The sequence below is a fragment of the Vreelandella sp. ssv genome (genome assembly GCF_059448525.1).
This window is the reverse complement of record NZ_CM182545.1, coordinates 3,973,187-3,991,071: the sequence shown is the minus strand read 5'-3', so window position 1 is coordinate 3,991,071 and position 17,885 is coordinate 3,973,187. Positions and strand designations below refer to the sequence as shown.

The 17,885-nt window shown below is 57.6% G+C and carries 17 protein-coding genes; 12 read left to right on the top strand and 5 right to left on the bottom strand.

All coding sequences use genetic code 11. The annotated features are described in order from the left end of the window. Positions 1-176 precede the first annotated feature (176 nt). From urtA to urtE, 5 genes are all read left to right on the top strand, one after another. Positions 177-1,568, top strand: coding sequence for an urea ABC transporter substrate-binding protein (urtA, locus tag AC5TBW_RS18230; RefSeq protein ID WP_495509913.1), 1,392 nt, complete (start codon positions 177-179; stop codon positions 1,566-1,568). A 110-nt stretch (positions 1,569-1,678) separates the two neighbouring features. Further along, complete coding sequence (gene urtB, locus AC5TBW_RS18225) at positions 1,679-3,298, top strand: urea ABC transporter permease subunit UrtB (protein WP_495509912.1); 1,620 nt, start codon at positions 1,679-1,681, stop codon at positions 3,296-3,298. 3 nt (positions 3,299-3,301) lie between these two features. Then, positions 3,302-4,474 carry an urea ABC transporter permease subunit UrtC gene (urtC, locus tag AC5TBW_RS18220; protein WP_495509911.1) on the top strand — a complete coding sequence of 391 codons (1,173 nt, stop codon included), beginning with the start codon at positions 3,302-3,304 and terminating at the stop codon, positions 4,472-4,474. Further along, on the top strand, positions 4,471-5,307 hold the full coding sequence (urtD, locus tag AC5TBW_RS18215; RefSeq protein WP_495509910.1) for an urea ABC transporter ATP-binding protein UrtD: 837 nt from the start codon (positions 4,471-4,473) through the stop codon (positions 5,305-5,307). Before urtC ends, urtD begins: the two co-directional genes overlap by 4 nt. Continuing rightward, entirely contained in the window at positions 5,307-6,014 is a 708-nt protein-coding gene (gene urtE, locus AC5TBW_RS18210) for an urea ABC transporter ATP-binding subunit UrtE (protein WP_101146823.1), read from the top strand. Before urtD ends, urtE begins: the two co-directional genes overlap by 1 nt. 97 nt (positions 6,015-6,111) lie before the next feature. Here urtE and AC5TBW_RS18205 read toward each other — a convergent pair whose 3' ends face one another. The 4 genes from AC5TBW_RS18205 to AC5TBW_RS18190 are packed head-to-tail and all read right to left on the bottom strand — an operon-like array spanning position 6,112 to position 9,913. Next, positions 6,112-7,032 (bottom strand): metal ABC transporter permease, encoded by a 921-nt coding sequence (locus AC5TBW_RS18205; RefSeq protein WP_495509909.1) that lies wholly within the window; start codon positions 7,030-7,032, stop codon positions 6,112-6,114. Beyond that, positions 7,029-8,135 (bottom strand): metal ABC transporter permease, encoded by a 1,107-nt coding sequence (locus AC5TBW_RS18200; protein ID WP_495509908.1) that lies wholly within the window; start codon positions 8,133-8,135, stop codon positions 7,029-7,031. The genes AC5TBW_RS18205 and AC5TBW_RS18200 overlap by 4 nt, the downstream gene beginning before the upstream one ends. A 3-nt stretch (positions 8,136-8,138) precedes the next feature. Next, a complete protein-coding gene (locus tag AC5TBW_RS18195) occupies positions 8,139-8,921 on the bottom strand; it encodes a metal ABC transporter ATP-binding protein (protein ID WP_495509907.1) in 783 nt (260 codons plus the stop codon). 23 nt (positions 8,922-8,944) lie between these two features. Then, a complete protein-coding gene (locus AC5TBW_RS18190; protein WP_495509906.1) occupies positions 8,945-9,913 on the bottom strand; it encodes a metal ABC transporter solute-binding protein, Zn/Mn family in 969 nt (322 codons plus the stop codon). A 540-nt stretch (positions 9,914-10,453) separates the two neighbouring features. Between AC5TBW_RS18190 and AC5TBW_RS18185 the strand changes: the two genes are divergently transcribed. From AC5TBW_RS18185 to ureG, 7 genes are all read left to right on the top strand, one after another. Next, positions 10,454-11,338 carry an urease accessory protein UreD gene (locus AC5TBW_RS18185; protein ID WP_495509905.1) on the top strand — a complete coding sequence of 295 codons (885 nt, stop codon included), beginning with the start codon at positions 10,454-10,456 and terminating at the stop codon, positions 11,336-11,338. A gap of 49 nt (positions 11,339-11,387) precedes the next feature. Then, entirely contained in the window at positions 11,388-11,690 is a 303-nt protein-coding gene (locus tag AC5TBW_RS18180) for an urease subunit gamma (protein WP_096277280.1), read from the top strand. A gap of 25 nt (positions 11,691-11,715) precedes the next feature. Continuing rightward, complete coding sequence (locus AC5TBW_RS18175) at positions 11,716-12,036, top strand: urease subunit beta (protein WP_495509904.1); 321 nt, start codon at positions 11,716-11,718, stop codon at positions 12,034-12,036. Next, a complete protein-coding gene (gene ureC / locus AC5TBW_RS18170; RefSeq protein WP_495509903.1) occupies positions 12,033-13,748 on the top strand; it encodes an urease subunit alpha in 1,716 nt (571 codons plus the stop codon). Before AC5TBW_RS18175 ends, ureC begins: the two co-directional genes overlap by 4 nt. A gap of 174 nt (positions 13,749-13,922) precedes the next feature. Further along, positions 13,923-14,456 (top strand): urease accessory protein UreE, encoded by a 534-nt coding sequence (gene ureE, locus AC5TBW_RS18165; protein ID WP_495509902.1) that lies wholly within the window; start codon positions 13,923-13,925, stop codon positions 14,454-14,456. Further along, positions 14,434-15,189: an urease accessory protein UreF gene (locus tag AC5TBW_RS18160; RefSeq protein WP_495509901.1), complete on the top strand. Its 756-nt coding sequence runs from the start codon at positions 14,434-14,436 to the stop codon at positions 15,187-15,189. The genes ureE and AC5TBW_RS18160 overlap by 23 nt, the downstream gene beginning before the upstream one ends. Before the next feature lie 42 nt (positions 15,190-15,231). Beyond that, positions 15,232-15,888: an urease accessory protein UreG gene (ureG, locus tag AC5TBW_RS18155; RefSeq protein ID WP_495509900.1), complete on the top strand. Its 657-nt coding sequence runs from the start codon at positions 15,232-15,234 to the stop codon at positions 15,886-15,888. Between the two features lie 58 nt (positions 15,889-15,946). Here the strand turns inward: ureG and AC5TBW_RS18150 are convergent, their stop codons facing one another. Continuing rightward, positions 15,947-17,812, bottom strand: a complete 1,866-nt coding sequence (locus AC5TBW_RS18150; RefSeq protein WP_495509899.1) for a TRAP transporter large permease — start codon at positions 17,810-17,812, stop codon at positions 15,947-15,949. Positions 17,813-17,885: the final 73 nt, after the last annotated feature.

Sequence of the window (17,885 nt, the reverse complement as noted above, 5' to 3'; positions counted from 1 at the left end):
GGTTTTCCAAATATTACTAAGTGATTGATTAACTACTTGTAAACCAACGTTGTGCCAATCTGGCGCATCCCTTGCAAGAGCTATTGGCTAGTGGACGTATTGGGAAGTCAACACGCGCTTCCCAAATGCGAAGCCAATAAACAAGCCCCACCGATAAGGGGTGCAAGGAGGTTCAAGTGACCACATTGCAACACAATACTCATACTCGCTCGACGCTCTCTTACCAAAAACAAGCGCGCTCAAGCCGCTCAGCTGGCCGTTTCGCGACGGCCCTACTTGCTGCCGCCATTATGGGTGCCAGCGCCCAGGCCGTCGCCCAAGACGATGACCCGATCAAAGTCGGTATCCTGCACTCACTTTCCGGCACCATGGCGATCAGCGAAACCGTCCTCAAAGACACCGTCGAGATGCTGATCGAACAGCAGAACGAAGCCGGTGGTTTGTTGGGTCGCCAGTTGGAAGCCGTCGTCGTTGACCCGGCGTCTAACTGGCCGCTGTTTGCCGAACGCGCTCGCGAGCTGTTGGCGCAAGAAGAAGTCGACGTGATTTTCGGCAACTGGACCTCAGTTTCACGTAAAGCGGTGCTGCCGGTAGTCGAAGAACTCAACGGCCTGCTGTTCTACCCGGTGCAGTATGAAGGCGAAGAGTCCTCTGAAAACGTCTTCTACACCGGCGCCGCACCAAACCAACAGGCGATCCCGGCGGTTGAATACCTGATCAACGAAGTGGGTATCGAGCGCTTTGCGCTGGTCGGTACCGACTATGTCTATCCGCGCACCACCAACCGCATCCTCGAAGCGTTCCTCAAGGATGAACACGGCATCGCGGAAGAGGACATCATGGTCAACTACACGCCGTTTGGTCACTCCGATTGGCAGAACATCGTGGCGGAAATTCGCCGTTTTGGCGAAGAGGGTAAACCCACGGCGGTGATCTCGACGGTTAACGGCGACGCCAACGTGCCGTTTTATACCGAGCTCTCTAACCAGGGCATCGACGCTGCCGATATTCCGGTTATCGCCTTCTCTGTGGGTGAGCAGGAACTGACCGGTATTGATACCGGGCCGCTGGTGGGTCACTTGGCTGCCTGGAACTACTTCATGAGCGTCGATAACGACGACAACTACGACTTTATCGATGCCTGGATCGACTACACCGGCGACGATATGGCCGTCACCAATGACCCGATGGAAGCGCACTACATTGGCTTCAACATGTGGGCCGAAGCCGTTCGCAAAGCGGGCACGACAGATGTCGATGCGGTGAAAGACGCTATTATCGGCGTGACCGTGCCTAACCTCTCCGGCGGCTATGCAGCCATGATGCCCAACCACCACATCACCAAGCCGGTGCTGATTGGTGAGATTCAGGACAACGGCCAGTTCGATATCGTTTGGCAGACGCCGTCTACCGTGGCGGGCGACGCCTGGTCTGACTACCTGCCTGGTTCGCGTGACCTGATTGCCGATTGGCGCAAGCCGATGGAGTGCGGCAACTTCAACGTCGTGAACGGCTCGTGCGGTGGCAGCACCGCAGCAGAAGAAGCCGAAGCGGCACTCGCTGAGTAAACCTGAGTAAGTACCTTACCCTTCGCCACCCGGGCGCATAGCGTCGATAGTTAAGGGGTGGCGAAGGAGCACGCTATCTTTCCCTTTCTGATAACCAAAGGAAGAACCCCATGAGGCGTTTCCTTTCCTTGGCGCTGCTCTGCTTTCTGCTGTTGGGTATGACGCTCACCGCACAGGCACAATCAACAGACACCGCCAGCAGTTCCACGAATGATGAGGCCGCGCTCGAACTATTAGAAGCGCTGGACGTTGAATCCTATACCGCCAAAGGCGAAGCCATCACCGCTATTTTACAAAGCGATGACGAGCGCGCCCGTGACTGGCTGCAGGCCTTGCTGGATGGCCGCCTACAGCGCACCGAAGACGGCCGCTTTGTACTGGTACTGGAGAACCGTGGTCGCGACTGGCCGGTGGCCGATGTATTGACCGGCGAAGCGCTGGGCGAGATGTCTCGTCGGGATCTGGAGCGTATCGGCATTAACAACAACCTGCGTAATCAACTGCGCAGTGCCATTGCGGTCGTTGACCTCTACTCGCCCAACGTGGAACGCCGCCGCACCTCGGCCGAGCGCCTGTTAGGTGAAGTAGATGCTGAGCTGGTGCCGACCCTTGACGACTTGATTGCGCAGGAAGAGGACGAGCAGGTGCGCTATCGCCTGACCCAGGCGGTGGCGATTTATCGCGCTGAAGCGGGTGAAATGGCCGGGGTCGAAGCGCTGGACGGCAGCCTGCATCCGCGTTCCCGCGTGGCGTTAAGCCGGGCAGCCAATAGCGATGATCCCGTTGTCGCCAACGCCGCTGCCGCTTCCCTGGCGGGTATCGAGCAGCAGCTCAAACTCAATCGCGGCCTGGAAACCCTCTATTTCGGCTTGAGCCTTGGTTCGGTGCTGGTGCTAGCCGCCATTGGCCTGGCGATCACCTTCGGGGTCATGGGCGTCATCAACATGGCCCACGGCGAGCTGATGATGCTGGGCGCCTACACCACCTGGGCGATGCAGCAACTATTGCCCGGCCAGCCGGGTTTGGCGCTGATTCTATCGATTCCCGCCGGCTTTATGGTTGCCGCACTGGCAGGTGTGGCGATTGAGCGCGGCGTTATCCAGTTTCTTAAAGGCCGCCCGCTGGAAACCTTGCTGGCGACCTTTGGTATTAGCCTGATTCTGCAGCAGCTGGTGCGCACGGTGATTTCACCGCTCAATCGTACTGTCATTACCCCCGATTGGATGAGCGGCTCATTGGTGGTCAACGATGCGCTGTCGCTGACGCTCAACCGGATGTACGTGCTCGGCTTTGCGCTGGTGGTGTTTGCAGGCCTGATGCTGATCATGCGCCGCACCCGGCTGGGGCTTGAAGTGCGAGCCGTGACCCAGAACCGCGCCATGGCGCGCTCCATGGGCATTCGTGCCACCCGCGTGGATATTATGACCTTTGCGCTGGGTTCGGGCGTGGCTGGGCTTGCCGGTGTTGCACTCTCCCAGCTCACTAACGTCGGCCCTAACCTGGGGCAGAACTACATCATCGACTCCTTCATGGTGGTGGTGTTCGGCGGCGTGGGCAACCTGTGGGGCACATTGGTCGCCGGGCTATCGCTAGGGGTCATCAATCAGGTACTGGAACCCTGGGCAGGCGCGGTACTGGCCAAAATCATCGTGCTGGTCTTTATCATCCTATTCATTCAGAAACGCCCGCGTGGACTCTTCCCGCAGAAGGGCCGGGCTGCGGAGGGCTAAACGATGTCATTAACGACCGAATCATCGACGAATTTTTGGCTAACACGCCCGTTCAGCGAACGCTCGACGCAGATATTTCTCGGCGTGCTGGTGGCCGCGCTGGCACTGGTGACGCTGCTTCACGTGGCGGTGCCGCCGGAAAACCCGCTTCATATTGGCGCCTATACGGTCAACCTGTTCGGTAAATACCTAAGCTACGCGCTGCTGGCGATGGCGGTGGATCTGGTGTGGGGCTATCTGGGTATTTTAAGCCTGGGCCACGGCGCGTTTTTTGCCATTGGCGGTTACGCCATGGGCATGTATTTGATGCGTCAAATTGGCGATCGCGGCACCTACGGCCACCCAGTACTGCCCGACTTTATGGTGTTTCTGAACTGGGACAGTCTGCCGTGGTTCTGGCACGGCTTTGATATGGCCTGGTTCGCCTTTGTCATGGTGTTGCTGGCGCCGGGGTTGCTGGCGTTAGTTTTTGGCTTCTTGGCGTTCCGCTCGCGGGTTACCGGGGTGTATCTGTCGATCATTACCCAGGCGCTGACCTTTGCCTTGATGCTGGCTTTCTTCCGCAATGAGATGGGCTTCGGCGGCAATAACGGCCTGACCGATTTCCGTGAAATCGTTGGCTTCGATTTACGCAGCGATGCCACACGCTTAGGACTGTTCCTGGCCACCGGGGTGGCGCTGGCGCTGGGCTTTATTCTGTGTCGCGCGATTGTCACCAGTAAGCTGGGCCGGGTGAGCGTGGCCACCCGCGACGCCGAAGCGCGCACGCGTTTTCTCGGTTATCGGGTCGAACGCTTTCAGCTGTTTGTGTTTGTGGTCTCGGCGATGCTGGCGGGCTTGGCGGGGGCGCTTTACGTGCCTCAAGTGGGGATTATCAACCCCAGCGAGTTCTCGCCGATTTTCTCCATCGAAATAGTATTGTGGGTTGCGCTGGGCGGTCGCGCCACGCTGTATGGCGCGGTGATAGGCGCCATTCTGGTCAACTACGCCAAAACCATCTTTACCGGCGTCATGCCCGACGCCTGGCTGTTTGCCCTAGGGGCGATGTTCGTGCTGGTCACGGTGTTTCTGCCCAAAGGCGTGGCGGGGCTGTTTGGCTACCTCAAGCGGCGTAAGCGCGAGGATCAAGCGACGCATCCTGACCGTAAACACACACCCGAGGAGGCCTCCGTATGAGTTTGCTGCAATCGCTGACCCAGCGTGACCGGGTGTTCGATTTTATGGTGCCCGAGACCTCGCCAGTGGATGTTCGCCACGGCCCGATCCTCTACATGGAAGATGTCACCGTCAGCTTCGATGGCTTTAAAGCGATCAATAATCTCAACCTGACCATCAACGACGGTGAGCTGCGCTGCATTATCGGCCCTAACGGGGCGGGTAAAACCACAATGATGGATATTATTACCGGCAAAACGCGACCCAATAGCGGCAGCGTATGGTTCGGTAGTCGCCATAACTTGCTGCACATGAGCGAACCCGACATCGCCAGCCTGGGCATTGGCCGCAAGTTTCAAAAGCCCACCGTGTTTGAAGCGCTGTCGGTATTTGAAAACCTGGAGCTGGCCATGGCCGCCGACAAGCGGATCTTTCCCACCCTGACCGCCCGTATGACCGGTGAGATCAAAGACCGCATCGATGAAGTGCTTGAAACCACAGGCCTGACGGCACTGCGCCATCAACCGGCGGGGATTCTCTCTCATGGCCAGAAGCAATGGCTGGAGATTGGCATGCTACTGATGCAGCGTCCGCGTCTGCTGCTGGTGGACGAACCGGTGGCGGGCATGACCGAGCAGGAGATGGAGCGCACCGCCGAGTTGCTTACCGGGCTTGCCGGTAAACAATCGGTGGTCGTGGTGGAGCATGATATGGGCTTTGTGCGCTCCATTGCTCGCCAAGTGACCGTGCTACACCAGGGCAGCGTGCTGGCGGAAGGCACCATGGACCAAGTCTCCAGCGACCCCAGCGTCATCGAGGTCTACCTGGGTGCCGACGATGAGGAGGCCGCCTGATGTTAGCGATTGAAAAGCTCAACCAGTTCTATGGCGAAAGCCACACCCTGTGGGATTTGGATCTTGACGTGCCCACCGGGCAGTGTACCTGCGTGATGGGTCGCAACGGCGTGGGCAAAACCACGCTGCTGAAAGCCGTGATGGGCGAGGTAGCCGTCAAAAGTGGCGAGCTGCGCTACGCCAGCGAGGAAGGCGAGATCCAGCTGACGAAAAAAGCCGTTGAGGCGCGCTCTCGCTTGGGGATTGGCTACGTGCCCCAAGGGCGGCAGATATTTCCGCTGCTGACCGTGGAGGAGAACCTGCGCACCGGTCTAGCCGCCCGTAGTGACGGGCTGAAGAAAATCCCCGAGCGAGTTTATGAACTGTTCCCCGTGCTGAAAGAGATGAAAAACCGCCGCGGCGGTGATTTATCCGGCGGCCAACAGCAGCAGTTGGCCATTGGACGTGCGCTGGTTATTGAACCCAAGCTGCTGATTTTGGACGAGCCGGGGGAGGGCATTCAGCCCAATATCGTCGCCCAAATTGGGCAAGTGATTCGTCAGTTAATTAACGAAGACGGCCTAACGGTGCTATTGGTGGAGCAGAAGCTGCCCTTTGCCCGTAAATACGCCGACCGCTTTGTGATCATGGATCGCGGTCGGCCGGTAGCCAAAGGCGAGATCAGTGAACTCTCCAATGAGCTGATTAAGCAGCATCTGACGGTTTAAGTTATCCACACCCGGTTACCGCCTTTACGGCCAAGTGGTGGCCGAAAGGCGGTCGCTTTTTTGCGCGCAGGTGAGCCCTGTTTCCAAAAGCTGGGCTTCAAACGCTGGGCGGCGGCTCCACCGGCGCCTGACGTGCCCGTTGACGTTTGACCAGTTGGGTAATCACGCCGTAGCGTGGCCCTGCCAGAAAGGCGAGCATCAGGAACACGCCGGTCATGACGGCCATCATCCCGCCAATGGAGACGTTGAGATACACGGCGAGGTAGTAACCAGAAATACTTGAGGCGATAGAAATTAACGCACCGATGATAAACATCATCCACAGCCGGTCGGTCAGCAAAGAGGCGGCGGAGGCGGGAACAATGGCAAAGGCGATAAACAGCACCGCGCCTACCGCATCAAAGGCCGCTACGGCGGTGGAGCTTGTCAGCATTAGCAGCACATAGAAAAGAATCGAGGGCATAAAACCGAACGTTTTAGCCAGCGCCGGATCGAAGGTGGCCAGCTTCAGCTCCTTATAAAAGAGGCCGATAAACGCGTAGTTGAGCAGCGTCATCACGCTCATCGATACCAGCGCCTGGGGGATGGGCAGGCCAAAGATGTCGAGTGTATCCAACCAGACAAAACCGATCTCACCGAGCAACACAGTATGCGTGTCGATATGCACATCATTGGCATAAATATTCAACAGCAGCACGCCGATAGAGAACAACGCCGGGAAGACCAGGCCGATAGCGGTATCCTGCTTGACCCGTTTTGTGCTCGCTAAGGCTTCAGTGAGGAGGACGGTTAACAGCCCGGTGAGGGCGGCCCCGATCAGTTGTACCGGCCCGCTCTGTTGCTTGGTCAGCAGCCAGACAATGACGATGCCAAACACAATCGAATGGCTGATTGCGTCGGATAACATGCTGTTGCCGCGCAGCACTAAGAAGGTGCCCACCGCTGAAGAAGCGATGCCTACCATCGCGCCCACTAGCATAATGGGCAGGGCAGTGGTGGTCAGTAGCTCGGCCATCATGATGCTAATTCCTCAAAGGCCGCGACCACTCTTCTAGCCTCCGCCTGGCCCTGTGCCGTTAGCCCCCAGCGGTCGTTGCTGAGGGTGGCGCTGCGGGGAGAGTGGGTCAGGTAGCCTTGCTGCTTAAGCTTGTTGAGCATCCTGCGTGAACCTAATGTTGAGGGGGGGCATGAGGGATCGGCCGAGTGTTTATAGAGCGCATAAAGTAACTGCTGTTTTTGCAGCGCTGACCTCTGGCGATAGTGCTTTATCACACCCCACAGCAGGCCACGGCCGGGCGCCAACGCCAACGATATAAGCACGATGGCGGTGGCGGTAAGGACAATCAGCGGGCCGGTTGCCAGGCCTCGCGATAGGGTGCTGATGGTCGCCCCTGAAACACCACTGACAATACCGACGCCTGCGGCGATGGTGAGCATGCCGCCTAGGTGGCGGCTCCACTGCCGCGCGGCCGCCGCGGGTGCCACGATCATGGCGGCCATCAAAATCACACCGACCATCTGCAAGCCGACGACGACCGCTAGCGCAACCATCGCGGTGAGCGATGCTTCAATCACGGTGATAGGCATGCCGAGCGTGCGGGCATACTCCGCATCAAAGGTGACCAGCTTGGCCTGTTTCCAGAAGACCGCAAGCAGCAGCAGCGTGACCAGCGTAATGCTGCCCATCACCCATAAGTCGGAGCGCAGCGTCGCGGCGGCCTGGCCGAACAGAAAAGCCTCGAGACCGCCCTGGGAAGCGTTATTGGTACTCTGGATATAGGTGAGCAGAACGATACCCACGGCAAAAAAGATACTCAAGCAGGCGCCCAGGGCTGCGTCAGTTTTCAGGCGGCTTAAGCGCGTCAGTATCAGCATAATCAGCGCGGCGGCGGAGCCGGTGATCAGTGAACCCATAATAATCCCGCCAATATCCCGGCTGCCGGTGATGATAAAGCTTAAACAGATGCCGGGAAGGGCCGCGTGGGAAATCGCGTCTCCCAGAAGGCTTTGGCGACGCAGCACCGCAAAACAGCCCAGCGGGCCGCTGATCAGCCCCAGCAGCGAGGCGCCAATGACTACATTTTGAAAGGTGTAGTCAGATAAAAGCTCAAGCCACGCCATGGGTTACTTCACCTTTGAGGCAGAAAACATTAACGATTCATTGTCGTCAAGTAGCGCGATTTGGCCGCCGTAAGCCTGGCGCAGGTGGTCGATCTTGAACACCTCCTCGACCTTGCCGCTGGCGATGACTCGCACGTTGAGTAGCAGCAGCCAGTCAAAGTAGGTGCGAACCGTTTGCAGATCGTGGTGTACCACAATCAGCGTTTTACCCGCATCGCGCAGGCGACGCAGGATATCGATAACGGCCCGCTCGGTGGTGGCATCGACGCCCGCCATGGGTTCATCAAGAAAATACACATCGGCTTGCTGCACCAGCGCACGGGCCAAAAATACGCGCTGCTGCTGGCCACCTGAGAGCTGATTAATCTGGCGCTCAGCGAAGGCGCTCATACCGACCATCTCAAGTGCTTCCTGCGCCTCGTGACGCTCTTTTCGACCCGGCCTTTTAAGCCAACCTAAGCGCCCGTAAAGCCCCATGGTGACCACATCCAGTGCAGTGGTGGGAAAATCCCAGTCAACGCTTGAGCGCTGGGGCACGTAGCCCACTCGTTTACGCTGCGTGGCGTAGGGCCGCCCATGCACCATCACCTCGCCTGACAACGATGGCACCAGCCCAAGCAGGCTTTTGATCAACGTGCTCTTGCCAGCGCCGTTAGGACCGACAATGCCCGCCATGACACCGGCGGGAATATCCAAATCGATATCCCAAAGCACGGGCTGGTTATGGTAGCTCACCGTCAGGTTTTTAATGCTCAGTGCGGTGTCTGTAGGGTCGGATGTCGCCATGGATGCACTGCCTTATCGAATGCTTATTGGGAGAGTTGCCACTCGCTGGCCCAGTCATCTAGTGCCGTTGGCAGCGGGGCCAGCGAACCGTCTAGCGCCTCGACAATGTGCTGGGTGTTACGGTAGATCATGCCCATATAGGTACCATCCACCGTGTCTTCATCCCCCATGGCGTCGGAATAAAGCTGGCCGCCGATGGCCACATCATGGCCGCGCTGCCTTGCGGCATCAATCACTGCCTGAATAGTGCGCGGGTTGATCGTGCTCTCGACAAATACCGCAGGAACGTTACGGGCAACAACGCTATCCGCCATGCTGCGAATATCTGCGATCCCGGTTTCGGTTTCGGTACTGATCCCCTGAATCCCTTCCACCTCAATGTCATAAGCACGGCCAAAGTAGCTGAATGCGTCGTGCGCGGTGACGAGAATACGCTGCTCTTCGGGGATGCTGGCAATGCTCTCTTTAACCCACTCATGCAGGGCTAGCAACTGAGACTGATAACGCTCGGTATTGGTTTCAATGGTCGTGGCGCACTCAGGGCGTGCCTCGCTAAATGCATCGCTCAGGGTGGGCAGTAATTGGGCCCATAAAGAGACATCCATCCACAGGTGAGGGTCGATCCCGTAGACATCCTGAGCGGAGATCAACGACGCTGGCTCAATGGAAGCGGGCGCCACGGCAAGCGTGGGTGTTCGTGCCGAGAAATTCTCCAGCACACTCCCCAGCTGTCCTTCCAATGAGTAGCCTGAATAGAGAATGTATTCGGCGCCCCGCAGCAAAGCCACGTCGCTAGCGCTTGCCTGATACAGATGGGGGTCTACGCCGGGGCCCATCATGGCTTCCACATTAACGCATTCGCCGCCTACTTCCTGGGCTACATCTGCAATCATCCCAATCGTTGCCACCACGTTTAAGGGCGTTTCATCGGCAGTGGCCAACGCACTTAAAGGAAGCGTTCCCAATAGAATCACGGCATATTTTGTTGCCATTATTTAGCTCCAGACTCGTCATGAGGTAGATGGATTGCAATTGCTTCGTGTCATTTAATTGCCCTAAGGAAATAAGTATAGCCTTGGCTAAGTTTGTGGCGCTATTCATACAATGTCAAGCGGATAAAAGACGCTGAGGTGAGCTGAAAGGGGAGCCTGTATCATGGCGGAAATACGCGCAAGGCGTCCTACTAACGTACCTTTGCACGCAATACTTTGCTCGGTTGACGAAAATGCTTTGCGTGTAACATTGGCTGTTAATCAATAATATGAAGCGAGGCGCGGCGGACGTGATCAGGTCGTTATGCAGTAAGGGTCTGAAGCGCGAGTACAAGTTGAGCACTAAATCAGCAGTGAATGCATTTGTTTGGTGCATCAGAGGTCTGTTGTTGTTCCTTATTGGTGCGTTCGGGTGCATGGCACTGCAAGTCACCGTCGTTCATCCTTGCCATTGACAGCCCAATAGGGCTTTTCACCATTTTGGCGCATTAATTGCTTCTATAAATTAAAGGCTTATTAAAAAGGACGCGATAGCTACCCATGATTTTGAGCGATATCGCAAAACCACCCGTTGCCTCCGGACACCGATTTGATCAAGGCCGCCACTGGGCGGCTTCGTTAACCCTGACGTTTGCCCAGCGCGACGGCGCTACTCGCATGGTGCAGGCGCGTCATCATGGGCCACTGCGGGTGCAGCGTCCTTTCTATCCCGAAGGGAGTAGTGAGGCTTGTCACGTTTACGTGTTGCACCCGCCGGGTGGATTGGTAAGCGGCGATGCATTGACCATTACTGCACGGGTGGCGTCTGGTGCCCATGCACTGCTAACCACACCTGCCGCCAATAAACTCTACAAGGCCGACAGTCAGGGCGTTGCCTGGACTCAGCACACCCGGCTAAGCGTTGAAGATGGCGCCACTCTGGAGTGGCTGCCCCAGGAAACCATCGCCTTCGATGGCTCGAAAGGCGAGCAACGCACCCATATCGAGCTGCATGGCAGCGCTCGTTGCCTGGGCTGGGAAGTGATGGCATTAGGCCGCCCCGCCAGCGATTTACCCTACGTCTCAGGCCGCATCGAGCAACACTTTCGCTTAACCCTGGATGGCAAGCCGCTTTGGCTTGAGCGCCAGCCCCTCGACCCTTTGCACCCCCGCTTTACCGGGCGCTGGGGCCAGGGTGGCGCCACTGTTCAAGCCACGCTGTGGGCAGTAGGGGTTAGCGATGCGCCAGCGGCTATTGATGCTTTACGTGAAGCGCTGCCGGATAACCCGCGCTGGGCGGTGACCGTGCGCCAGAACGTATTATTGCTGCGCTACTTAGGCAATTCGCGCAACGAGGCCTGGGCGCTTTGCGAACATGCGTGGCGAGTCTTGCGCCCCCGTTGGATCGAACGTGAAGCGCATACACCGCGAATTTGGCTAACCTGAACAACACGTTTTCCCTATTTTTGTGGCCTATTGTTTGGAGGCATGCACCATGGAATTAACCCCGAGAGACAAAGACAAGCTGTTGCTGTTCTCAGCCGCCCAATTGGCGGAGCGCCGCAAAGCACGCGGCTTAAAGCTTAACTACCCCGAAGCGGTGGCGCTGATCAGCTTTGAAATTATGGAGGGTGCCCGGGATGGTCGCAGCGTGGCTGATTTAATGAGCTATGGCCGCGAGATTCTCAGCCGCGAGGATGTGATGGAGGGCGTCGCCGAAATGGTCGACGAAGTGCAGGTGGAAGCCACTTTCCCCGACGGCACCAAGCTGGTCACTGTCCACACCCCCATCAACTAGTTTTTAGCAACCAGGAGAGCGCCTGATGATTCCCGGTGAGTATCAGTTAAAAGAGGGTGATATCGAACTGTGCGCGGGACGTGAGCGGATTAGCGTCGAGGTGGCCAACACCGGCGACCGCCCGATCCAGATTGGCTCCCACTACCACTTTGCCGAAGCCAACCCAGCGCTGGTGTTTGATCGCAGCAAAACCCGAGGCTTTCGCCTGGACGTGGCCGCCGGCACGGCAATTCGCTTTGAGCCCGGCCAGACCCGCGAAGTCACGCTGATTCCTTTTGTTGGTAAGCGCGAAATTTACGGCTTTCGGGGCGATGTGATGGGCGCGCTAGAGGGGGATACACAATGAAGCCGACCAACAAGATCAGCCGACAAGCCTACGCCGATATGTACGGCCCCACAGTGGGTGACCGCGTGCGCCTGGGCGATACCGAGCTGTGGATCGAAGTCGAAAAAGACGCCACCCACTATGGCGATGAAGTGAAGTTCGGTGGCGGCAAAGTTATCCGCGACGGCATGGGCCAAAGCCAGCGCGCCGATAGCACGGTGATGGATACGGTCATCACCAATGCGCTGATTCTCGATTGGTGGGGCATCGTCAAAGCCGATGTCGGTATTCAGAACGGCCGCATCGCCGCGATTGGCAAGGCGGGCAATCCGGATGTGCAGCCGGATGTTGAGATCGTGATTGGCCCCGGCACCGAAATCATTTCCGGCGAAGGCAAGATTCTGACTGCGGGCGGTATCGACTCCCACATTCACTTCATTTGCCCTCAGCAGGTTGAAGAAGCGCTGATGAGCGGCGTGACCACCATGCTTGGCGGCGGCACCGGCCCAGCGACTGGCACCAACGCCACCACCTGCACGCCAGGCCCCTGGCATATAGGTAAAATGCTTCAGGCGGTCGACGATATGCCGATGAACATCGGCTTTCTGGGTAAAGGCAACGCCAGCCTGCCCGAATCCCTGGAGCTTCAGCTCAAAGCAGGCGCCATGGGGCTCAAGCTGCATGAAGACTGGGGCACCACGCCCGCCTCGATCAACAACTGCCTCAATGTGGCCGATGCCTACGATGTGCAGGTGGCGATCCACACCGATACCCTGAATGAATCGGGCTTTGTGGAAGACACCCTGGCCGCGTTCAAAGAGCGCTGCATTCACACCTACCACACCGAAGGCGCGGGCGGCGGTCACGCCCCGGATATTCTCACCGCCTGTTCCAAACCCTACGTGCTGCCGTCGTCTACCAATCCAACGCGGCCCTACACGGTCAACACCATCGATGAACACCTCGATATGCTGATGGTGTGCCACCACTTGGATCCCAATATCCCTGAAGACGTGGCCTTCGCCGATTCACGCATTCGCCGCGAAACCATCGCCGCGGAAGATATTTTGCATGATCTTGGCGTGATCTCGATGATCGCCTCCGACTCCCAAGCCATGGGGCGGGTCGGTGAAGTAGTCTGCCGTACCTGGCAAACGGCGCATAAAATGAAGGTGCAGCGCGGGCTGCTGCCGGAAGATGAAGCGCTGGGCGCTGATAACCTGCGCGCCAAGCGCTATATCGCCAAGTACACCATTAACCCGGCGATCACCCACGGTATCGCCCACGAAGTCGGCTCTATCGAAGTCGGTAAACTGGCGGATCTGGTGCTATGGAAGCCGGCCTTCTTTGGCGTTAAGCCAGCGATGATGATCAAAGGCGGCATGATTGCGGCGGCGCCCATGGGCGACCCCAATGCGTCGATTCCCACGCCGCAGCCGGTTCACTACCGCTATATGTTTGGTGCCTTTGGCCGCGCAGCCAGCCAAACCCGGCTCAGCTTTGTCAGCCAAGCCGCGCTGGATGCAGGCATCAAAGAGACGCTGGGGCTAAATAGCGAACTGGCGGCATGCAAAAACGTGCGCCAAGTACGCAAAAAAGATATGAAGCTCAATGATGCCTGCCCCGATTTGACCGTCGACCCGCAGACCTACGAAGTGCGCTGCGATGGTGAAATTTTAACCTGCGAGCCCGCCACCGAGCTGCCGCTGGCTCAGCGGTATCATTTGTTTTGAATAGCGCACTATGATCGCGAGCAAGTGCATTGCCGGGGGTAGGTCTACGTGAGGGCGCTGTAAATACCTCCCTGTACGCTACTTTTGCCATCCATGGCAAAAGACCCTCACTACGACCTACCCCCGGCTCGGCTGCTGGGTGCTTAACTGCAGGTTCTTAACAGGACGATACCAATGCTAAAACTCATAGAACGCTTAGGGCCGATAGAGGAAAGCGCGGCGAGCGACACACTCACGCTGCCCTTCGAGCTGCGCATTCGCGGGCGCTTAAAAACCAAGAGCGATAGCGGCCGCGAGCTGGGGCTGTTTCTGGATCGTGGCCCGGTGCTGCGCAGTGGCGAAGGCTTGAAAGCCGAAAGCGGCGAAGTGGTGCGTGTCTGTGCCGCCGTTGAGCCGGTGGTTACCGCGCGAGTGAGTACTGGCTTACCGCTGGCGCGACTGGCTTATCACCTGGGCAATCGCCACGTACAGCTGGCGCTGGGTGAAGATGAAAAGGGCGGCTGGGTGCGTTTCCCTCCGGATCACGTGCTGGAAGAACTCGCCGAACTGCTGGGTGCCGAACTAGAGCACCACGACGCCACCTTCGACCCAGAGCCGGGCGCTTATAACCAAGTGGGCGGCGGGCGTTCCCATTCGCACGGGCATTCACACGACCACGACCATTCACACGATCATGATCACCCGCATGAGCACCACCATGCACACTGAGCTTAACGCACTAGCAAGCCAAAGCGACGAACTGGCGCTGCTGGGGCTGATGCAGTTGGTGAGCCCCGCGCTGCCGATTGGTGCCTTTGCGTTTTCCCAAGGCCTGGAAAGCGCATTCGAGCTGGACTGGGTACGTGATGAAGCGAGCCTTGCTGAGTGGTTAAACGGCGTGCTTGAAGATGGCTTAACCCGCTGCGAGCTTCCTGTGCTGGCGCGATTGCATCAGGCCTTTGGCCAAGCGGACCGTGAAGCGGCCAGCGCAACAGTCGCCGCATGGGATGAGTGGCTGGCCGCCACCCGGGAAACCGCCGAGCTGGCTGCAGAAGACAGCCGCCTGGGCGCCTCGCTTAAGCGCCTACTGGGTAGCTTGGATTTATTGCCAAGTGAGGCAGTGCTAGAAAGTGAGGGCTTACTAACGCCCTTGTTACCGGCTCACGCGGGCTACGTTACGCTATTTGCCTTTACGGCACATACGCGAGGTGTATCCGTTCGCCAAACCTTGCTGGGCTTTTCCTGGGCGTGGTTGGAGAACCAGCTGGCGGTGGCCTGTAAAGCCTTGCCGCTGGGCCATACCGCTGCTCAACGGGTGATTGAGCAACTGCGCCCAGCGCTAGTGGATGCCGTTAACCAAGCGTTAACGCTGGAAGATGACGAACTAGGCCCTGTGCTGCCCGGCTTGGCCCTGGCCAGTGCGCTGCACGAGACCCAGTATTCGCGCTTGTTTAGAAGTTAAAAAGTTTAGAAGTTAATCGGTTTATATATTTAGGAGAGAGACATGACGCACTGTTTACGTATTGGCGTGGGCGGCCCGGTAGGCTCCGGCAAAACCGCGCTGCTCAAGCAACTCTGTTTAGCGCTGCGGGATTATTACGACATCGCCGTGGTCACCAACGATATCTACACTCGCGAAGACGCCGATTTTCTGATCAAGCACGATGCGCTCCCGGCGGATCGTATTTTAGGGGTAGAGACCGGCGGCTGCCCGCATACCGCGATTCGCGAAGACGCTTCGATGAATCTAGCGGCCATTGACGAGCTGCAGGCGCGCCACCCGAAGCTGGAACTGGTGATGGTCGAGTCGGGTGGCGATAACCTTTCGGCCACCTTCAGCCCCGAGCTTTCCGACCTGACGCTTTACGTCATCGATGTTTCCGCAGGTGATAAAATCCCCCGCAAAGGCGGACCGGGCATCACCAAGTCAGACCTGCTGATTATCAATAAGATGGATATCGCCGAACAGGTGCATGCATCGCTCGACATCATGGCGCGTGACTCGAAGAAAATGCGCGGCGAGCGGCCCTTCGTATTCACCAACCTGTATGACGGGGTAGGGCTTGAAGAGATCATCCGCTTTATTCTCGACAAAGGGATGCTGGATGAGAGACGCCCCCAGGCTGATGCAGCGGCTCCTGCGAGTACAGGCGCAACCTAGTCAATTCTAGATGCACAAAGGCCGCCAAACATTTGGCGGCCTTTTTATGCGCAGTGCCTTACTCCATTAAGTTCCACAGGCCAATGGTTAATGCGGGGAACATGCACAGTAGCAGGACGATCACCATGGTCGCAGCGATGAAAGGTACCGCCGCACGGAACACGGCGGAAGGCGATACCTTCGCGATTTGCGATGTGATAAATACCAACAGCCCCACAGGGGGAGATATCCCCCCCAGTTGCAGGGTAATAATCATCACGATCCCTAATTGCACCGGGTCGACGCCAGCACTGGTCATCATCGGTAAAAACAGAGGAGCGATAATCAGCATCGCTGGCGTCAGGTCGAGAAACATGCCAGCAACAGCAAGCACCACTAAAAGGATGATGAACAACCCGAACTGACTGTCAGCCGCTGTGCCCGCCCAGCCGACTATCTCCTGGGGCACTTGCTCAGCAATCAAGATCCATGCGAACGGTACCGAGGCCGCGATCAAAAAACCGACCAGCGCGGCGTCCGTGCCGCACTCAACGAAGGAGCGGTAAAATTGCTTCCAGTCGTACGCTTTGAATACCAGCTTACCAAGCACGAACGTCCAAAGCAGCGCCACAACGCCGGCCTCGGTAGCAGTAATAATCCCAAAGCGGATGCCGCCAAGGACACCGACGGTGATAACCAACACCGGGAGCGCTCGTAGGAAGGTATGCCAGATCGTCGCCATTGGCGCACGCGCTGTGGCGGTCTGGTAGTGGCGGCGCACGGATATCCAATAAGCGACCAGCATCAACGCACCGGCCGCCATGATCGCTGGCACGATACCGGCCATAAACAAGCGGGCGATAGAAACGTTAGCGACCGAGGCATAGACCAACATAGCAATGGCAGGAGGTACCACGTTGGGCAGGATAGCCGATGAGGCGGTGACCGCGCAGGAGAACGCGGGTGAATAGCCACGTTTGACCATCTCAGGCACCAAGATTTTGGTGCTGCTGGCAGCATCGGCACTTGATGAGCCAGAGATACCGCCGACCATAAGGCTGTTGAGAATGTTGACGTGGGCCAGACCGCCGCGCAGGTGACCGACTAGACTGGTGGCGAAATCAATCAACCGGGTTGAAAGCCCGCCGAGGTTCAGTAGGTAACCGGTGGATAGAAAGAAAGGTATCGCTAGCAGGATGAACTTAGTCGAGCCGGTGACCATGTTCTGAACCACCGCTGGAGCCGGCAGAATAAACGAGGCCGAACTGGCCAGAAATACCCCGAACATCAACGAAAACGATACCGGCACACCCACCCCGAGCGCTAAGAAGAAAACCACCACCATAATCAGGCTCGGTGAGATGCCCTGCAGGGGACCCAACAGGCCCTGATCTATTCCCATATAGATCACGCTAGCGATGACGATTGCCGCCAAATTACGGATCAGGATGCCTGTATTGTCAGCGTTGCGAGCAAGCAGGAAAACCAGTGCGATGACACCGGAAATGGGAATGACGGCATACTTGATAGCCGTGGGCCACTGTAAGCTGGTACTGGTGCCACCCACCATATCGGCTAGTTGGTAGCCGCCAAACAGCATCATAATCAGTGTCAGCGAAAGGATAAGGTTCTGGGTGAAGCCCAGTACACCGATGAGCCAGGCTGGCAGATCCTTGGGCAGAAAGTCGCCAGCGACATGGCGCTGTTGGCGAACCCCTAAGGCCGCGCCGAGAAAAATCAACCAGGTAAAGCACCAGATCGCGAACTCTTCGGTCCACGAGAAGGAGTCATTGAAAACATAGCGAGACACGACACCGGCAAATACGGCTAATGTCATGGCTAACAGGATGCCGAAGACAAGGAAACGGACCAGGCTCTCTAGCCCAGTAGCGGTGCGGCCGATGCCCAGTGATGAGGTTGCAAGGGAAAAACGGTAGGCAGACATCCGATACGCTCCAGAAGGGCGGTGCCAATTAAGGCGCAACAAACACTCGGCCCCACCATGGCGGTGGGGCCGG

Coding starts and splice junctions, on each gene's coding strand:
- AC5TBW_RS18180 (WP_096277280.1), top strand. CDS start 11,388: ATGGAATTAACCCCGAGAGACAAAGACAAGCTGTTGCTGTTCTCAGCC.
- AC5TBW_RS18200 (WP_495509908.1), bottom strand. CDS start 8,135: ATGGCGTGGCTTGAGCTTTTATCTGACTACACCTTTCAAAATGTAGTC.
- AC5TBW_RS18150 (WP_495509899.1), bottom strand. CDS start 17,812: ATGTCTGCCTACCGTTTTTCCCTTGCAACCTCATCACTGGGCATCGGC.
- AC5TBW_RS18205 (WP_495509909.1), bottom strand. CDS start 7,032: ATGATGGCCGAGCTACTGACCACCACTGCCCTGCCCATTATGCTAGTG.
- urtD (WP_495509910.1), top strand. CDS start 4,471: ATGAGTTTGCTGCAATCGCTGACCCAGCGTGACCGGGTGTTCGATTTT.
- urtC (WP_495509911.1), top strand. CDS start 3,302: ATGTCATTAACGACCGAATCATCGACGAATTTTTGGCTAACACGCCCG.
- AC5TBW_RS18160 (WP_495509901.1), top strand. CDS start 14,434: ATGAGCACCACCATGCACACTGAGCTTAACGCACTAGCAAGCCAAAGC.
- urtB (WP_495509912.1), top strand. CDS start 1,679: ATGAGGCGTTTCCTTTCCTTGGCGCTGCTCTGCTTTCTGCTGTTGGGT.
- ureE (WP_495509902.1), top strand. CDS start 13,923: ATGCTAAAACTCATAGAACGCTTAGGGCCGATAGAGGAAAGCGCGGCG.
- AC5TBW_RS18185 (WP_495509905.1), top strand. CDS start 10,454: ATGATTTTGAGCGATATCGCAAAACCACCCGTTGCCTCCGGACACCGA.
- urtE (WP_101146823.1), top strand. CDS start 5,307: ATGTTAGCGATTGAAAAGCTCAACCAGTTCTATGGCGAAAGCCACACC.
- AC5TBW_RS18190 (WP_495509906.1), bottom strand. CDS start 9,913: ATGGCAACAAAATATGCCGTGATTCTATTGGGAACGCTTCCTTTAAGT.
- ureC (WP_495509903.1), top strand. CDS start 12,033: ATGAAGCCGACCAACAAGATCAGCCGACAAGCCTACGCCGATATGTAC.
- ureG (WP_495509900.1), top strand. CDS start 15,232: ATGACGCACTGTTTACGTATTGGCGTGGGCGGCCCGGTAGGCTCCGGC.
- AC5TBW_RS18175 (WP_495509904.1), top strand. CDS start 11,716: ATGATTCCCGGTGAGTATCAGTTAAAAGAGGGTGATATCGAACTGTGC.
- AC5TBW_RS18195 (WP_495509907.1), bottom strand. CDS start 8,921: ATGGCGACATCCGACCCTACAGACACCGCACTGAGCATTAAAAACCTG.